Raw genomic sequence first — 14,423 nt, forward strand, 5'->3', positions numbered from 1 at the left:
CGCACTGATGATCCAATGGCGCGAGGTGAGTTGATCAGGTGTTCGATCGAACTGGTCCATCTCATATGACTGTTCCGGTTCTCCGGCTGAGAGCGGTGGAGTCGGGTAATGCTGTGTCGGCCTTGTCGACGCGCCCAGAAAGGCTCGCCCGGTGTCCCAGCCGTTCGAACTGCCCTCCTTCTACGTGCCGCACCCGGCGCGGCTCAATCCGCACCTCGACCAGGCCCGGGCCCATTCCTCGGTGTGGGCGCGGGAGATGGGCATGCTGGAGGGGTCGGGCATCTGGACCCGGGCGGACCTGGACGCCCACGACTACGGGCTGCTCTGCGCCTACACCCACCCCGACGCGTCGGCCGAGGTGCTGTCGCTGGTCACCGACTGGTACGTGTGGGTGTTCTTCTTCGACGACCACTTCCTGGACGTCTTCAAGCGCACCAACGACCGGGTGGGCGGCAAGGCGTACCTGGACCGGCTGCCGCTGTTCATGCCGGCCGACCCGGCCGCGGAGACGCCCGAGCCCACCAATCCGGTCGAGGCCGGGCTGGCGGACCTCTGGCGGCGGACGGTGCCGGCGATGGGCGAGGACTGGCGGGTGCGGTTCGCCGAGAGCACCCGGAACCTGCTCGACGAGTCGCTGTGGGAGCTCGCGAACATCGACGCGGGCCGGGTCGCCAACCCCGTCGAGTACATCGAGATGCGCCGCAAGGTGGGCGGCGCGCCCTGGTCCGCGGGGCTGATCGAGTACGCGGCCGGGGCCGAGGTGCCGGCCGCGGTGTCGGGGTCGCGACCGCTGCGGGTCCTGATGGACGCCTTCTCGGACGGCGTCCACCTGCGCAACGACCTGTTCTCCTACCAGCGCGAGGTCGAGGACGAGGGCGAGCTCAGCAACGGCGTGCTGGTGCTGGAGAAGTTCCTGGAGTGCACGACGCAGGAGGCCGCGGACGCCGTCAACGGCCTGCTCACCTCGCGCCTCCAGCAGTTCGAGAACACCGTGGTGACGGAGCTGCCGCAGCTGTTCGCCGACACCGGGCTGGACGCGCGGGAGCAGGACCGGGTGCTGGCGTACGTCAAGGGGCTGCAGGACTGGCAGGCCGGCGGGCACGAGTGGCACATGCGGTCCAGCCGGTACATGAACGGCGGCGGCGCGGCGGCGGACGCGGCCACCTGGTGGGACCCGTTCGCGATCGGCGGGGTCGGGACGTCGGCGCTGGACGTGCTGCGCTCCGGCGGGGCGCTGGGCGATCTGGCCGAGGAGCTGGGCTCGTTGAGCCGGACCGGGCCGGTGATGAAGGACTGGGCGCCGACGGTCGGGGCCTCGCCGGTGGCGGCCCTGCTCGACGTCCTGCGGGGGGCCGGCGCGTCCCTGGAGTCGCCCGGGACGGGGCTGGTCGGCGGTTCGCGCGGGGACGTCGAGCCGGGGGTCCGGCGGGCGCGCTCGCACGCGCACGTGCCCTTCCAGGCCGTCGGACCGTCCCTGCTGCCGGACTTCCGGCTGCCGTTCACGGTCGAGCCGAACCCCTGCCTGGACGCCGCGCGGCTGCACACGATCGAGTGGGCCGGCCGGATCGGCCTGCTGGAGGCCCGGCCGGAGGACCCGACCGCGGGTGTCTGGAGTGCGGCGGACGCGGCCGACTACGACCTCGCGCTCTGCGCGGCGGGCATCTACCCGGATGCCAGTGCCGGCCAACTCGACCTCGCCACCGACTGGTTGCTGTGGGGAACCTACGCCGACGACTGGTTCCCGAAGGCGTTCGGCCGGCCCGTCGACCTGGCCGGTGCCAAGGCGGTGCGGGCGAGGTACCTGCTGCTGATGCCGGTCGACGGCGAGCCGGGCGCGGAGCCGCTGAACGCGCTGGAGCGCGGGCTGGCCGACCTCTGGGAGCGGACCGCCGGTCCGATGACCGCCGAGGGCCGCTCGACGCTCCGTGCCTCCGTCGACACGATGCTGGAGGGCTGGATCTGGGAGATCGACAACCAGGCCCAGAACCGGATCGCGGACCCGGTCGACTACTTGGAGATGCGCCGCGCCACCTTCGGCTCCGACCTCACCATGAGTCTGTCCCGGCTGGCGCACGGGAAGGTCGTGCCGGACGAGATCTACGCCAGCGGCTCGATGCGCTCGCTGGAGAACGCGGCCTCCGACTACGCGGCGCTGATGAACGACCTCTTCTCGTACCAGAAGGAGGTGGAGTTCGACGGCGAGCTGAACAACGCCGTGCTGGTGGTGCAGAACTTCTTCGACTGCGACTACCCGGCGGCGGTGCGGATCGTCGACGACCTCATGCACTCCCGGCTGGACCAGTTCCGGCACGTGGTGGCCGAGGAGTTCCCGGTCCTGTTCGAGGACTTCGGGCTGGACGGACCGGCCAGGGCGATGCTGGCCGGGTACGTGAAGGAGCTGGAGAACTGGCTCGCCGGGATCCTGGTCTGGCACCGGGACTGCCGCCGGTACCGCGAGGAGGACCTGCTGCGGCACTTCGGGCGGGACGCGGCCGGGGAGGCGGCGGAGCAGGCGGTGGCACCGGCCGGGGAGGGGGAGGAGCCGGCCGCTTCGGCGGTGGGCGCGCTGCTGGTGCGGCCGACCGGTCTCGGTACCTCGGCGGCCGCGGTGGCGGGCGGACCGGGCCGGGTCGCGGTCGGTTCCTGAGCGGGCCGGTTCCCCGGCGGGCCGGGGTGTGCGGCGGCCCGCCGGGGTCCGGTTTCCCCGGCGGGCCGCCGGCCTTTTGGCGCGCGCGTCGGCAGGGTACTGACTAGGGTGGCGAACCGGGACAAAACGCCACACGAGAGGCTTTGCCATGCCGGTACTGCCCGAGGGAACGCCCTGCTGGGCCGACGCGATGTTCACCGACCTGGAGGGCGCCAAGGCCTTCTACGGCGACGTACTCGGCTGGACCTTCGGTGAGTCCTCCTCCGAGTACGGCAACTACACCCAGGCCTACTCCGACGGAAAGGCGGTCGCGGCGATCGTCCCGCCGATGCCGGGCCAGGACGGGACCGCGGTGTCGGCCTGGTGCCTCTACCTCGCCTCGCCCGACGCCGCCACCAGCGCCGAGCGGATCCGCGCCGCCGGGGGCGAGGTCCTGATGGGCCCGATGGCGGTCGGCGAGTTCGGCTCGATGGTGATCGCCAAGGACCCGGCCGGGGTCGTCTTCGGCGTCTGGCAGGCCGGTACCCACGAGGGCTTCGAGAAGCAGGGCGCGTCGGGCGCGTACACCTGGGCCGAGGTCATCACCCGGGACGAGGCCGCCGCCGACCGCTTCTTCCCGGCCGTCTTCCCCTACGCGGTGAAGCGGATGGACTCGGAGCAGGTGGACTACAAGATCTTCCACGTCCGGGAGCAGCCGGTGCTCGGCCGGATGCTGGCGGGGCCGACCGACCTTCCGGCCGAGGCGCCGAACTACCTCAGCGTGTACTTCGCCGTGGACGACTGCGACGCCACCGTCGCCAAGGTCACCGGCCACGGCGGAAAGCTGTACTTCGGCCCGACGGACAGCCCGTTCGGGCGGTTCGCGGCGGTCGGCGACCCGCAGGGCGCGGCGTTCGGTGTGATCGACCTCGGCCGGACGGCCGGCGACATGCCGGTCATGGTCGCGGAATGAGCGCGCCGCGGCCGGCCGGGGCGGCCGGGCTCGGCGGCGAGCGGGCCGACCTGCTGCAGACCCTCGACAAGCACCGGGGGTTCCTGCGCTTCACGGTCCGCGACCTCACCGACGAGCAGGCCGCCCGGCGCACCACGGCCAGCGAACTCTGCCTGGGCGGGCTGATCAAGCACGTGGCCGGGACCGAGGCGGGCTGGATGCGGTTCGCGGTCGGTGGCGCGGACGCGATGGCGTCCGAACCCGTCGACTGGGAGGGGCAGTTCAGGATGGCCGAGGGGGAGACCCTGGCCGGGCTGCTCGCCGGGTACGAGCAGGTGGCCGCCGCGACGGACGCGCTGGTGGCGAGCCTGCCGGACCTCGACCTGGCGCATCCGCTGCCCGCCGCGCCGTGGTTCGAGCCCGGCGCCTCCTGGTCGGTGCGGCGGGTGCTGCTGCACCTCATCGCCGAGACGGCGCAGCACGCCGGGCACGCCGACATCATCCGGGAGTCGCTGGACGGGGCGAGGACGATGGGCTGAGGGTTCGGCGGGTCGGTGTGTCGGCGGGTCGGTGGGTCGGTGGACGCCGGGGCGCCGTCGGCTCAGGCGGGCAGGAGCTCCACGCCGAGCAGCTCGCGCAGGGCCAGCTCGCCGTCCGGGGTGACCCGCAGCGCGCGGCCGGAGCCGATCCGCTCCACCCAGCCCCGGTCCAGCGCCGTCCGGCAGAGCAGCGCGCCGAAGGCCCCGCCCAGGTGGTTGCGCCGCTCCGTCCAGTCCAGGCAGGTGCGGACCACCGGGCGGGCGCCGGCGCGTCCGGCCCGGGGCGGCAGCTCCGCGCCCAGCTCGGTCAGCCAGGCGCGGCCGCGGGCGGTCAGGGCCGGGCCGTCCTCCTCCGTCACCAGGCCGCGGGCCAGTACGGCGTCGCCGACCGCCACGCCCAGCCGTCCGGCGAGGTGGTCGTAGCAGGTCCGGGCGCGGGCCTCGGCGCTCAGCCGGCTGCTCTCGCGCAGGGAGCGCGGGGCCGGGGAGCGGGTGGCCGCCGGGGAGCGGCGGGCCGGTGTCCCGTCGGGTGTCCCGGCCGGCGGCCCGCCCGGTGTTCCGGTCGGGGGAGTGAAGGCGGACAGGTCCTCGATCAGGGTGGCGACCTCCGGTCCGGCCAGCCGGACGTAGCGGTGCCGGCCCTGCCGTTCCTCGGCCAGCAGGCCGCCGTCGATCAGCCGGGAGAGGTGCTCGCTGGCGGTGGAGGGTGCCACGCCCGCGTGCCGGGCGAGTTCGCCGGCGGTCCAGGCGCGGCCGTCGAGCAGGGCCGTGCAGAACGCGGCTCGGGTGGGATCGGCGAGCAGGGCGGCCAGTCGGGCGAGGGACATGGGTCCATGGTGCCCCCGGGACGGTTCGGCGGGCGCCGAAACGTCCCGGTCCTACCGTGGGGGGCAGGGCCGGGGCCACCGCTTCCGTCGCCCCGAGCGGCCGGCGACCCGAGCCGGTCCCCGTTCGTACGAGAGGACCGTCCGATGAGCACCGCCCCGCTGGACACCCCGTTCGCCGCCCTCCACCGTCGCCCGGGTGAGCCGCTGATGCTCCCCAACGCCTGGGACCACGCCTCCGCCGCCGTCCTCGCGGAGCAGGGCTTCGCCGCGATCGGCACCACCAGTCTCGGTGTCGCGGCGGCGGCCGGGCTGCCCGACGGTGCCGCCGCCACCCGGGCCGAGACGCTCCGGCTGGCCCGGCGCCTCGGCCGGTCCGGACGCTACCTGCTCTCGGTCGACGTGGAGCACGGGTTCAGCGACGACCCGTCCGAAGTCGCCGATCTGGCCGTCGAGCTGGCGGAGGCGGGGGTGGCCGGCATCAACCTCGAGGACGGCCGGCCGGACGGCACGCTGGCCCCCGCGGCCGTGCACACCGCCAAGATCGCCGCGATCAAGGCCGCCGTGCCGCGGCTGTTCGTCAACGCCCGCACCGACACCCACTGGCTCGGCGTGCCGGATCCCGCCGAGGAGACCGACCGTCGGCTCGCCGCCTACGAACGGGCGGGCGCGGACGGCCTGTTCGTCCCCGGGCTGACCGACCCGGCCGCCGTCGCGCGGATCCGCGGCACCGTCACCGCCCCGCTGAACATCCTCTACTCCCCGACCGGCCCCACCCTGGCCGAACTCGCGGCCCTCGGGGTCGCCCGGGTCAGCCTCGGCTCGTTGCTCTACCGGGCCGCGCTCGGGGCCGCCGTCTCGACCGCCCTCGCCGTCCGCGACGGCGCTCCGGCGGCCCCCGCCGGCACCCCCGGGTACGCCGCGGTCCAGGCCCTGCACACCGACGGGCGGTGAGGCGGGTCCCGGCCGGGGGCGTCAGTCGTTCGTGAGGTACCGCCGGCCGGGTATCTGCTCGAAGATCAGATTGGTCCGGGTCTGCGCCACCGCCGGGTGGGTGGTGAGGTGGTCCACGACGAAGTCGCGCAGCTCCTCCGGCCCGGCCACGCCCACGTGCAGCAGGTAGTCGTCGGACCCGGCCATGTGGAACACCGCCAGGACGCCGGGCAGGTCGGGCGCGGTGCCGCGGAAGCTCTCGTTCTGCTCGCGGGTGTGCGCCCGAAGCCGGACCGAGATCATCGCCTGCAGCGGCAGCCCGATCGCCGCCGGGTCGATCTCGGTCCGGAAGGCGCGGACGATGCCGCGTTCGCGCAGGGCGCGCACCCGTGCCAGACAGGTCGAGGGGGCGATGCCCACGGCCTCGGCGAGCGCGTTGTTCGGCGTGCGGGCGTTCTCGGCGAGGACGCGCAGGATCGCGCGGTCGATGTCGTCGACGGGCGCCCGGTGGGCCTGCGGAAAATTCGGCACGTCGCCCAGAGTCGCCGACCCGGCCGCAGATTGGCAAGGCAGAAGTGATCGATTCCGAATCTTGTTCGGAAGACTTTCGCCAGGATGCGGAGAAGTTCCATTCTGGCGGGTGAGCGGCTCCGGCCGACCCCGCCCAGCGAACCCGGAGTGCCGCGCCCATGAGCCCCACCACCGTTCCCGCCCCCGGTCTGCCGCTCCGGACCCGGGCCCTCGCCGCCGCGCCCGCCCCGGCGGACGCCCCGGTGGACACCGCCCCGGTGGACACCGCCCCGATGGACACCGCCGACCTCGACGCGGAGCCGGAGCGCGGGGACTTCGCGATACCCGCCGAGGGGCTCACCGACGGCGAGCGGCTGCGCGCGCTCGACCGGATGGACGGCTACCTCACCCGCAAGCGCCGGCACCTGGTCGGCTACCAGGCCACCCAGGAGCTCGCGGGCAGCGCGCTCGACCTCGCCCGCTTCATGCTCAGCAACATCAACAACCTCGGCGACCCGTTCCAGAGCGGCGGCTACAAGCCCAACACCAAGGTCGTCGAGCGCGCGGTGCTCGACTACTACGCGCGGCTCTGGCACGCCGGGCCGTCGTACGACCCGGCCGACCCCGAGTCCTACTGGGGCTACATGCTCTCCATGGGTTCGACCGAGGGCAACATGTACGCGCTCTGGAACGCGCGCGACTACCTGACCAGGCCCGGCGCACCCCGGCCGGTGGCCTTCTACTCCGAGGACACCCACTACTCCTTCGCCAAGGCCGTCCGGGTGCTCGGGGTCGACACCTTCGCCGCCGTGGGTGCGGCGGACTACCCCGGTGAGTGCCCGCTCGGCGGGGACTGGCCCGCCGAGGTGCCCTCGATGCCCGGCCCGTCCGGCCGCTCCTGGGACGGATCCGGGGCCGTCGACGCCGAGGCGCTCGCCGTCCTGGTGGAGTTCTTCGCGGCGAAGGGGCACCCGATTTTCGTCAACTTCAACCTCGGCAGCACCTTCAAGGGCGCCCACGACGACGTCCGGGGCGCGTGCGAGCTGCTGCTGCCGGTCTTCGAGCGGCACGGACTGCTGCCCGGTGCCGGGGACGACGCCCGCCGGGGCTTCTGGATCCACGTGGACGGCGCGCTCGGCGCCGGCTACGCGCCGTTCCTGCGGATGGCCGCGGCGGACCCGGCGTTCGGCTGGACGCCGGAGACCGAGCTGCCGGAGTTCGACTTCGGCCTCACCCTGCCGGCCCGGGACGCTCGGGAATCAGGGGAGACCCGGGAGGTCGACATGGTCGCGTCGATCGCGATGAGCGGGCACAAGTGGGCCGGTGTGCCGTGGCCCTGCGGCGTCTTCATGACGAAGACCAAGTACCAGCTCGAGCCGCCGACCCAGCCCGAGTACATCGGGGCCCCGGACAGCACCTTCGCCGGCTCCCGCAACGGGTTCTCGCCGCTGGTGCTGTGGGACCACCTGTCCCGCCTCTCCTACCGCGACCAGGTCGACCGGATCCGCCGCTCCCAGGAGCTGGCCGGGTACCTGGAACGCGGGCTCCGCGACCTGGAGCGGGAGACCGGCGCCGAGCTCTGGCCCGCCCGCACCCCCGGCGCGATCACCGTGCGCTTCCGCAAGCCCAGCCCCGCGCTGGTGGCCAAGTGGTCGCTCTCCTCCGAGAACGTCCTGACCACCCCCGGCGACCCGGCCGGCCTGCGCGGTTACGTGCACGTCTTCCTGATGCCCTCGGTCGACCGCTCCAAGCTGGACGCCCTGCTGGCCGACCTCGCCCGGGACCCGGTGGTCCTCGGCACCGCCCGGGCCGTCGGCAACCCCTAGTCCTGCGCCCCGGTCCGGTCGCCGGTGCCCGCGCGGGCGGTGATCAGGCCGGACTCGTAGGCGGCGATGACCGCCTGGGCGCGGTCCCGGACGTCCAGCTTGCCGAAGATGCTGGTGATGTGGTTCTTCACCGTGGAGTGGCTGATGTCCATGGACCGGGCGATCGCGGTGTTGTCGAGGCCGGTGGCCATCAGTCGCCAGACCTCCACCTCGCGCGGTGTGAGCTCGCCCGTCACGGCGGCGGCGGGCGGCGGCGGGACGTCGGCGGGCGCCCGGACGTAGGTGGAGATCAGCCGGGAGAGCAGGCGCGGCGCGACCACCGCCTCACCGGCGTGCACGGTGCGGATCGCGGCGCCGAGGTCCTCCGGCGAGACGTCCTTGGGCAGGAAGCCGTGGGCGCCGGCGCGCAGCGCGGCCACCACGTACTCGTCCATGTCGAAGGTGCTGAGCGCCAGGACCTTGCACTCGGGCAGGGTGCGGGACAGCTCCTCGGTGGCGCCGACGCCGTCCAGGACGGGCATCCGGATGTCCATCACCACGACGTCGGGGCGCAGTCGCCGGGCGAGGGCGACGGCCTGTTCGCCGTCCTCGGCCTCGCCCACGACCTCGACGGTCGGGTCGGGCGACAGGATAAGCGACAGACCGCGCCGCACCAGCGGCTGGTCGTCCACGAGGAGGACCCGGATCGGGGGCGTCGTGGTGGTCATCGGGGCACCTTCCCGTGCTGGACGGCCGCCTCGGCGGTCTCGTCGGCGGCCAGTGGCAGTTCGGCCAGGACGGCGAAGCCGCCCTCCGGCCGGGGACCGGTCTCCAGGGTGCCGCCGTGCAGGGCGACCCGTTCGCGCATGCCGATCAGGCCGTACCCGCCCCGCTCACCGGCGGCCGGACCGGCGTCCGGCGACGCGGGGCCCGTGCCGTCGTCCCGCACCTCGACGGTGATCCCGTCCGGGCGGTAGCCGAGCCGGACGGTCGCGCGGGCCGGTCCGGCGTACTTGCGGGCGTTGGTGAGGCCCTCCTGGACGATCCGGAACACCGTCAGGCCGACCGTCGGCGGCAGCGGCTGGGCGGGTCCGTCGACGACCAGGTCGGTCGGCAGCCCGGCCCGGCGGGACTCCTCGACCAGCCGGTCGAGGTCCTCCACCCCGGGCTGGGGCGAGGGCGGGGCGGCGTCGGGCTCGTCGCCGGCCCGCAGGACGTTCAGCAGTTGGCGCATCTCGCGCAGGGCCAGCCGGCCGGAGGACTCCAGGGTTACCAGGGCGTCCCGGACCACGTCGTGGTTGTTCAGATTGGCCCGGGCCCCGCCCGCCATCAGCTGCATGGTGGTGATGTGGTGCGCCACGATGTCGTGCAGCTCGCGGGCGATGCGGCGGCGTTCCTCGGCCACCGCGCGGTCGGCCAGCAGTTGCCGGTTGGCCGCGACCTCGCGCTGCCAGCGCGAGATCGCGAGGCCGCCGGCGGTCACCAGCGCGGTGGAGGCGGTGGCGGCGATGAACTGCTCCCCGGAAGGGACGCCGAAGTGGCCCTGGCTCAGCATCGTCGTCACGGCCGTCACCACGCCCGCGACGGCCGTGACGCGGCCGCTGCAGTGCCGGGCGACGGTGTACACGGCCACCGTGATGACGGCGCCGAAGCGGGACCCCATCGGCGCCAGCACGTTGACCAGGGTCTCCATGACCAGGACGGCGGCGAGCGCCTGGGCGGGGTACTGACGGCGGGCGAGCAGCGGCAGGCCCGACAGCAGGAGGACGAGGAAGCCCGGCACGCTGATGCCGACGGAGCTGTTGACCTGGCTGAAGAGCAGGTAGGCCACCAGGTCGAGCAGGCCGGCGCCGACGGCGACCATCGCGTCGGTGTGGCTCCACGGGGTGCCGTCCGCGAAGCGGGCCAGCAGCGGGGAGCCGGACGGGTCCCCGGGGCCGGGCCCGCCGTCGGGGTCGGCCGCGGCCGCTGCGGGGCGCTGACGCCCGTCCATCTCGGTCCTCCCGGGCTGATCAGCGATGACGCCCCCATTCTGGCACCGGCCCGGCAGGCCGGTCGTGGTCCCCGGGGCCGAGAGCCGGAGGCCGGGCCCAGGACCGTGGTCCCGGGTCCGGGCCGGCCGGGGGAGCAGGACCCCCGGCGCGGATCGTCCGTCGCCCCGACGTCCGGCGCCGCTCGGCCTGATGTTCTGGGAACAGGCCGGGAACCCCCGGTGCCGAAGCCGACGTTCGCGTCCAGCCACCGGAGGGCAGCGTGATCCGCGCACTGACCCGTTTCTCGACCAGGAACGCGTGGAAGGTCATCGCCCTCTGGGCGGTGCTGGGCATCGGGCTGACACTGCTGACCCCGATGCTGATGTCCCGCGTCACCCAGTCGCAGAGCGGCGACTTCCTGCCCGCGAGCTACGACTCGGCGGCGGCCCTGCGGATCGCCGAGAAGAACTTCGGGATCGATCCGGACGCCACCACGGTGACGGTGCTGGTCGCCCGGGCCGACGGCAAGGCCCTCACCCCCGCCGACGAGAAGCGGATCGAGGGCGAGGCGGCGAAGCTGGCCCAGCGCCGGGTGGAGATGCCCCGGGAGAAGGACGAGCCGTCCTTCCTGGTGCCCGACCGCTCGCAGACCCCCAGGGTCGCGCCGGCGATGGTCGCCCCCGACCGGACCTTCGAACTGCTCACCGCGGAACTGACCGGGAACGCCGCGGACGACGGGGTCCGCAAGGTCTACCGGGCCTTCCGGGACGCCACCCGCGCGCAGTTCACCGAGGCCGGGATGCGCACCGGCTTCACCGGCGGCCTGGCGGAGGCGTCCGACACGGACGATGCCAACAGGACCGCCGCCACGGTCGGCGGCGCCCTGCTGATGGGCCTGATCGTGCTGATCAACGTGCTGGTGTTCCGCAGCGTGCTGGCCGCGGTGCTGCCGCTGCTGGCCGTCGCCTTCATCAGCGGCGTGGCCGGCGGGGCGGTGGCCGGTGCCGCGTCGCTGACCGGACTCAAGCTGGACACCACCACCCCGGGCCTGATCGCCGTGGTGCTGCTGGGCATCGGGATCGACTACCTGCTGTTCCTGCTCTTCCGGTTCCGCGAGCACCTGCGGGCCCGGCCCGAGCAGCCCGCCCGGGAGGCGGCGGCCGAGGTGGCCGGCCGGGTCGGCACGGCGATCACCTCCGCCGCGCTGACCATCGTGGCCGCCTTCGCCACCCTGGGCGTCGCCAGCTTCGGCCAGTTCCGCTCGCTCGGCCCGGCCATCGCGGTCGCCGTCCTGGTGATGCTGCTGGGCAGCCTCACCCTGATGCCGGCCCTGCTCGCCGCCTGCGGCCGCAGGATGTTCTGGCCGTCCAGGAGCCTGCGCCGGCAGCCGCGCGAGGGTGTCGCCGCCCGCTTCGGCGCGCTCGTCGCCCGCCGGCCGGCCGCGATGCTGTTCGCCTCCCTCGCGCTGCTCGGCGCCCTGGCCGCCGGGACGGTCGGGATCCGGATGGACTACGGCCAGGGCGGCGGCTCGAAGACCGCGGCCGCGGCCACCGCGACCGAGATCTCCCGCGCGCTGCCGGCCGGAGTGTCCGACCCGACCGGTGTCTACGTCACCGCCGCCGACAAGGGCGCCGTGGACCCGGGCAGGCTGGCCGGCCTCTCCCGCGCCCTCGGCGGGGTCGAGGGGGTCGGCCAGGTCGGCGGCACGGTGCTGAGCCCGGACGGCCGCGCCGCCCGGATCGACCTCTACCTGACCGCCGACCCGCAGAGCGCGAAGGCGCGCGAGCTGGTCTCCGGCCCGGTCCGGGACGCCGTCGCGGCGAACACCCCGGCCGGGACGAGCGCCCATGTGGGCGGCACGGCGGCGATCTTCGCGGACATCTCGGTCGCCGTGGACCACGACCTGGCCGTGGTCTTCCCGGTCGCGGCCGCCCTGATCGCCCTGATCCTGCTGCTGCTCCTGCGCAGTCTGCTGGCCCCGCTGGTGCTGATGCTCGCGGTCGGGCTCGGCTTCGCCGCCACCCTCGGCGCCGCGACGCTGGTGTTCCAGCACGGGCTGGACAAGCCCGGTGTCAGCTTCACCCTGCCGCTGGTGCTGTTCCTCTTCGTGGTGGCGCTGGGCACGGACTACAACATCCTCATCACCGACCGGATCCGGGAGGAGATGGAGCGGCCCGGTCCGGTCCGCGGCGCCGTGGCCCGCGCCGTCCGGCACACCACCCCCGCCATCGCCACGGCCGGCCTGGTCCTGGCCGCGTCCTTCGCCTCCCTCGCCACCACTCCGGGCAGCGAGCAGGTCGCCTTCGCGATGACGCTCGGCATCCTGCTCTCGGCGCTCGTGCTCTCGCTGGTCCTGGTCCCGGCGATGGCCGCGCTGCTCGGCCGCGGTATCTGGTGGCCGCTGCGGCCCACCCCGCGCCACGCGTCGGACGGTGCGGAGGCGGTGGCGCCGCACCGGGAGGCCACCCCCGAGCGGCTGAACGCCTGACGCTCACGACCCCCGGTCCGCCCCCGGTGCCCGGCCTGCCCCCGCAGGCCGGGCACCGGGGGTCACGTCGTCTCCCCCGCGGTCTCCCCCATCTCCGCCCCCGGCAGCAACCGCCGGTAGGCGAAGCCGAGTTCGGTGATCCCGCGGGCCAGGCCCTGGCACCCGACGGTGGCGTAGCTGAGGACCAGCGCCGGTGGCCGGCCGGTGTCGGCGAGGGTGTGGAAGCGCCCGCCGCGGATCAGCACCGAGCGGCCGCGGGCCGCGCGGATCAGGGCGTCCTCGTCCACGGCGGGCGGGAGTTCGAGGTACGCCTGCAGCCCGCCGTCCCCGCCGAGCACCCGGGTGCCGGGCAGATGGAGGGCGACCTCCCGCCGGACGACCTCCCGGCGCGCGGCGAACTCCGCGCGCAGGCGCCGCTGGTGGCGGTCGAGCCCGCCGGTGTCGATGAAGCGGGCGAAGGCGAGCTGTTCCAGGCCCGAGCAGCCGATGTCCCAGCCCGCGCGGACGTGCTCCAGCGAGGCCATCAGCTCGGACGGCGCGGCGAGCCAGCCCAGCCGCAGCGCGGGCGCGAGGACCTTGCTGGCGCTTCCCGCGTAGACGACCCGGTCCGGCGCCAGGCTCTGCAGGGCCGACGGCTGGCCGGAACGGCTGCGGTAGGCGTTGTCGTAGTCGTCCTCGATGACGTAGCCGTCGACCGCCCGGGCCCAGGCGATCAGCTGCTCCCGGCGCTCCCGGCTCAGGCACGCGCCGGTGGGGAACTGGTGGCCGGGGGTGGTCAGGACGGCGCGGGCGCCGGACCGCTCGAGCAGGTCGACGCGGATGCCCTCGGCGTCGACCGGGATGCCGACCGGCCGGATCCGGGCGCTGGCGATGAACTCCCGTTCACCGGGGTGCCCCGGGTCCTCCACGGCCAGGGTCCGGTGGCCCCGGTCGCCGAGCACGCGGCAGAGCAGGGCGAGTCCCTGGGCGAAGCCCGAGGTGATCATGAGGTCCTCGGACCGGGTGCGCACCCCGCGGACCCGGCCCAGGTAGCCCGCCAGGATGTGACGGGTGAGCGGGACCCCGGCGGGCGGGGAGTAGCTGAGCTCGCGGTGGCCGGCGGCGCCCAGCGCGACGGTGACGCAGCGGATCCACTCCTGGCGCGGGAAGGCGAGCAGGTTGGAGGTGCCGGTCCGCAGGTCCCAGGCGGCCTCGCCGCCGTCGCCGTCCGCCGGGGCGGAGGCGGAGGTGGCGGCCGCGGCGGTGAGCGCGGAGGAGACCGGGGCCAGTCCGCCGCCGTCCTCGGCGACCGAGGTGCCCGAGCCGCGCCGGGTCACGAGGTAGCCCTCGGCGGTGAGTTGTTCGTACGCCTCCACCACCACACTGCGCGAGACGGCCAGGTCGGTGGCGAGCTGACGGCTGGAGGGTAATCGCGTTCCGGCGCGGAGGGTCCCGTCCTCGACCAGGCGGCGTACCGCGTCACGCACTTGCAGGGCCAGTGGGACGCGGGAGCCGCGATCGACGTCGAGGGCCAGATGCCAGGCCAAGTGGCCTCCTGTGCAGAGGGCGAAGTGGTATGGACCGAGCATTGTCACATTTGATGGACTCGTTCCGCACAGGCAACCGCCGCGCGGGAACGCGCGAGGGGCCCGGGGCCCGTCGCGGGGGCGGCAGGGCCGTCGACCGGGCGCCGTCGGGTGGCCGAGTGGACGGAAGTGGCACCAACAGATGTCCGGGAATTGGCCGCAGTCGGACGCGGCCCGGCTCCCTATCGTCGGTCAGGTCATCAACCCA

At 74.3% G+C, this 14,423-nt stretch carries 11 protein-coding genes; 6 read left to right on the forward strand and 5 right to left on the reverse strand.

Going from position 1 to position 14,423, the window contains the following annotated elements; translation table 11 throughout:
- Positions 1-151: 151 nt before the first annotated feature.
- The 3 genes from ACIPYS_RS11700 to ACIPYS_RS11710 all read left to right on the forward strand — a co-directional run bounded on the left by ACIPYS_RS11700 (position 152) and on the right by ACIPYS_RS11710 (position 4,117).
- The gene (locus ACIPYS_RS11700; RefSeq protein ID WP_400745518.1) at positions 152-2,647 is read left to right on the forward strand and encodes a germacradienol/geosmin synthase; all 2,496 of its coding nucleotides are present in this window, start codon (positions 152-154) and stop codon (positions 2,645-2,647) included.
- A 148-nt stretch (positions 2,648-2,795) separates the two neighbouring features.
- Positions 2,796-3,599, forward strand: coding sequence for a VOC family protein (locus ACIPYS_RS11705; RefSeq protein WP_093861039.1), 804 nt, complete (start codon positions 2,796-2,798; stop codon positions 3,597-3,599).
- Positions 3,596-4,117, forward strand: coding sequence for a DinB family protein (locus tag ACIPYS_RS11710; RefSeq protein WP_093861038.1), 522 nt, complete (start codon positions 3,596-3,598; stop codon positions 4,115-4,117). The genes ACIPYS_RS11705 and ACIPYS_RS11710 overlap by 4 nt, the downstream gene beginning before the upstream one ends.
- Positions 4,118-4,179: 62 nt before the next feature.
- Here the strand turns inward: ACIPYS_RS11710 and ACIPYS_RS11715 are convergent, their stop codons facing one another.
- A complete protein-coding gene (locus ACIPYS_RS11715; protein WP_093861037.1) occupies positions 4,180-4,944 on the reverse strand; it encodes a helix-turn-helix transcriptional regulator in 765 nt (254 codons plus the stop codon).
- A gap of 144 nt (positions 4,945-5,088) precedes the next feature.
- On the opposite strand from ACIPYS_RS11715, the gene ACIPYS_RS11720 reads away from it, so the two are divergent.
- On the forward strand, positions 5,089-5,895 hold the full coding sequence (locus ACIPYS_RS11720; protein ID WP_400745521.1) for an isocitrate lyase/phosphoenolpyruvate mutase family protein: 807 nt from the start codon (positions 5,089-5,091) through the stop codon (positions 5,893-5,895).
- A 21-nt stretch (positions 5,896-5,916) separates the two neighbouring features.
- Here the strand turns inward: ACIPYS_RS11720 and ACIPYS_RS11725 are convergent, their stop codons facing one another.
- On the reverse strand, positions 5,917-6,405 hold the full coding sequence (locus tag ACIPYS_RS11725) for an Lrp/AsnC family transcriptional regulator (RefSeq protein WP_231978632.1): 489 nt from the start codon (positions 6,403-6,405) through the stop codon (positions 5,917-5,919).
- A 158-nt stretch (positions 6,406-6,563) separates the two neighbouring features.
- Here ACIPYS_RS11725 and ACIPYS_RS11730 point away from each other — a divergent pair, with 158 nt between their 5' ends.
- On the forward strand, positions 6,564-8,210 hold the full coding sequence (locus tag ACIPYS_RS11730) for a histidine decarboxylase (RefSeq protein ID WP_400745523.1): 1,647 nt from the start codon (positions 6,564-6,566) through the stop codon (positions 8,208-8,210).
- Here the strand turns inward: ACIPYS_RS11730 and ACIPYS_RS11735 are convergent.
- Together ACIPYS_RS11735 and ACIPYS_RS11740 are read right to left on the reverse strand one after the other, a co-directional pair.
- Positions 8,207-8,917, reverse strand: a complete 711-nt coding sequence (locus ACIPYS_RS11735) for a response regulator (RefSeq protein WP_400745524.1) — start codon at positions 8,915-8,917, stop codon at positions 8,207-8,209. The genes ACIPYS_RS11730 and ACIPYS_RS11735 overlap by 4 nt on opposite strands.
- Positions 8,914-10,182 (reverse strand): sensor histidine kinase, encoded by a 1,269-nt coding sequence (locus tag ACIPYS_RS11740; RefSeq protein WP_400745526.1) that lies wholly within the window; start codon positions 10,180-10,182, stop codon positions 8,914-8,916. Before ACIPYS_RS11740 ends, ACIPYS_RS11735 begins: the two co-directional genes overlap by 4 nt.
- Before the next feature lie 260 nt (positions 10,183-10,442).
- Between ACIPYS_RS11740 and ACIPYS_RS11745 the strand changes: the two genes are divergently transcribed.
- Positions 10,443-12,650, forward strand: a complete 2,208-nt coding sequence (locus ACIPYS_RS11745) for an MMPL family transporter (RefSeq protein WP_093861031.1) — start codon at positions 10,443-10,445, stop codon at positions 12,648-12,650.
- A 62-nt stretch (positions 12,651-12,712) separates the two neighbouring features.
- Here the strand turns inward: ACIPYS_RS11745 and ACIPYS_RS11750 are convergent, their stop codons facing one another.
- The gene (locus tag ACIPYS_RS11750; protein WP_400745527.1) at positions 12,713-14,176 is read right to left on the reverse strand and encodes a PLP-dependent aminotransferase family protein; all 1,464 of its coding nucleotides are present in this window, start codon (positions 14,174-14,176) and stop codon (positions 12,713-12,715) included.
- Between the last annotated feature and the right edge of the window lie 247 nt (positions 14,177-14,423).

Origin of the sequence: Kitasatospora sp. NPDC089913 (assembly GCF_044748625.1) — a bacterium.
Lineage (GTDB): Bacteria > Actinomycetota > Actinomycetes > Streptomycetales > Streptomycetaceae > Kitasatospora.

Bases quoted from the DNA above. Each gene is read 5' to 3' on its own strand.
- ACIPYS_RS11730 (WP_400745523.1), top strand. From the start codon at position 6,564: ATGAGCCCCACCACCGTTCCCGCCCCCGGTCTGCCGCTCCGGACCCGG.
- ACIPYS_RS11715 (WP_093861037.1), bottom strand. From the start codon at position 4,944: ATGTCCCTCGCCCGACTGGCCGCCCTGCTCGCCGATCCCACCCGAGCC.
- ACIPYS_RS11720 (WP_400745521.1), top strand. From the start codon at position 5,089: ATGAGCACCGCCCCGCTGGACACCCCGTTCGCCGCCCTCCACCGTCGC.
- ACIPYS_RS11710 (WP_093861038.1), top strand. From the start codon at position 3,596: ATGAGCGCGCCGCGGCCGGCCGGGGCGGCCGGGCTCGGCGGCGAGCGG.
- ACIPYS_RS11740 (WP_400745526.1), bottom strand. From the start codon at position 10,182: ATGGACGGGCGTCAGCGCCCCGCAGCGGCCGCGGCCGACCCCGACGGC.
- ACIPYS_RS11735 (WP_400745524.1), bottom strand. From the start codon at position 8,917: ATGACCACCACGACGCCCCCGATCCGGGTCCTCCTCGTGGACGACCAG.
- ACIPYS_RS11705 (WP_093861039.1), top strand. From the start codon at position 2,796: ATGCCGGTACTGCCCGAGGGAACGCCCTGCTGGGCCGACGCGATGTTC.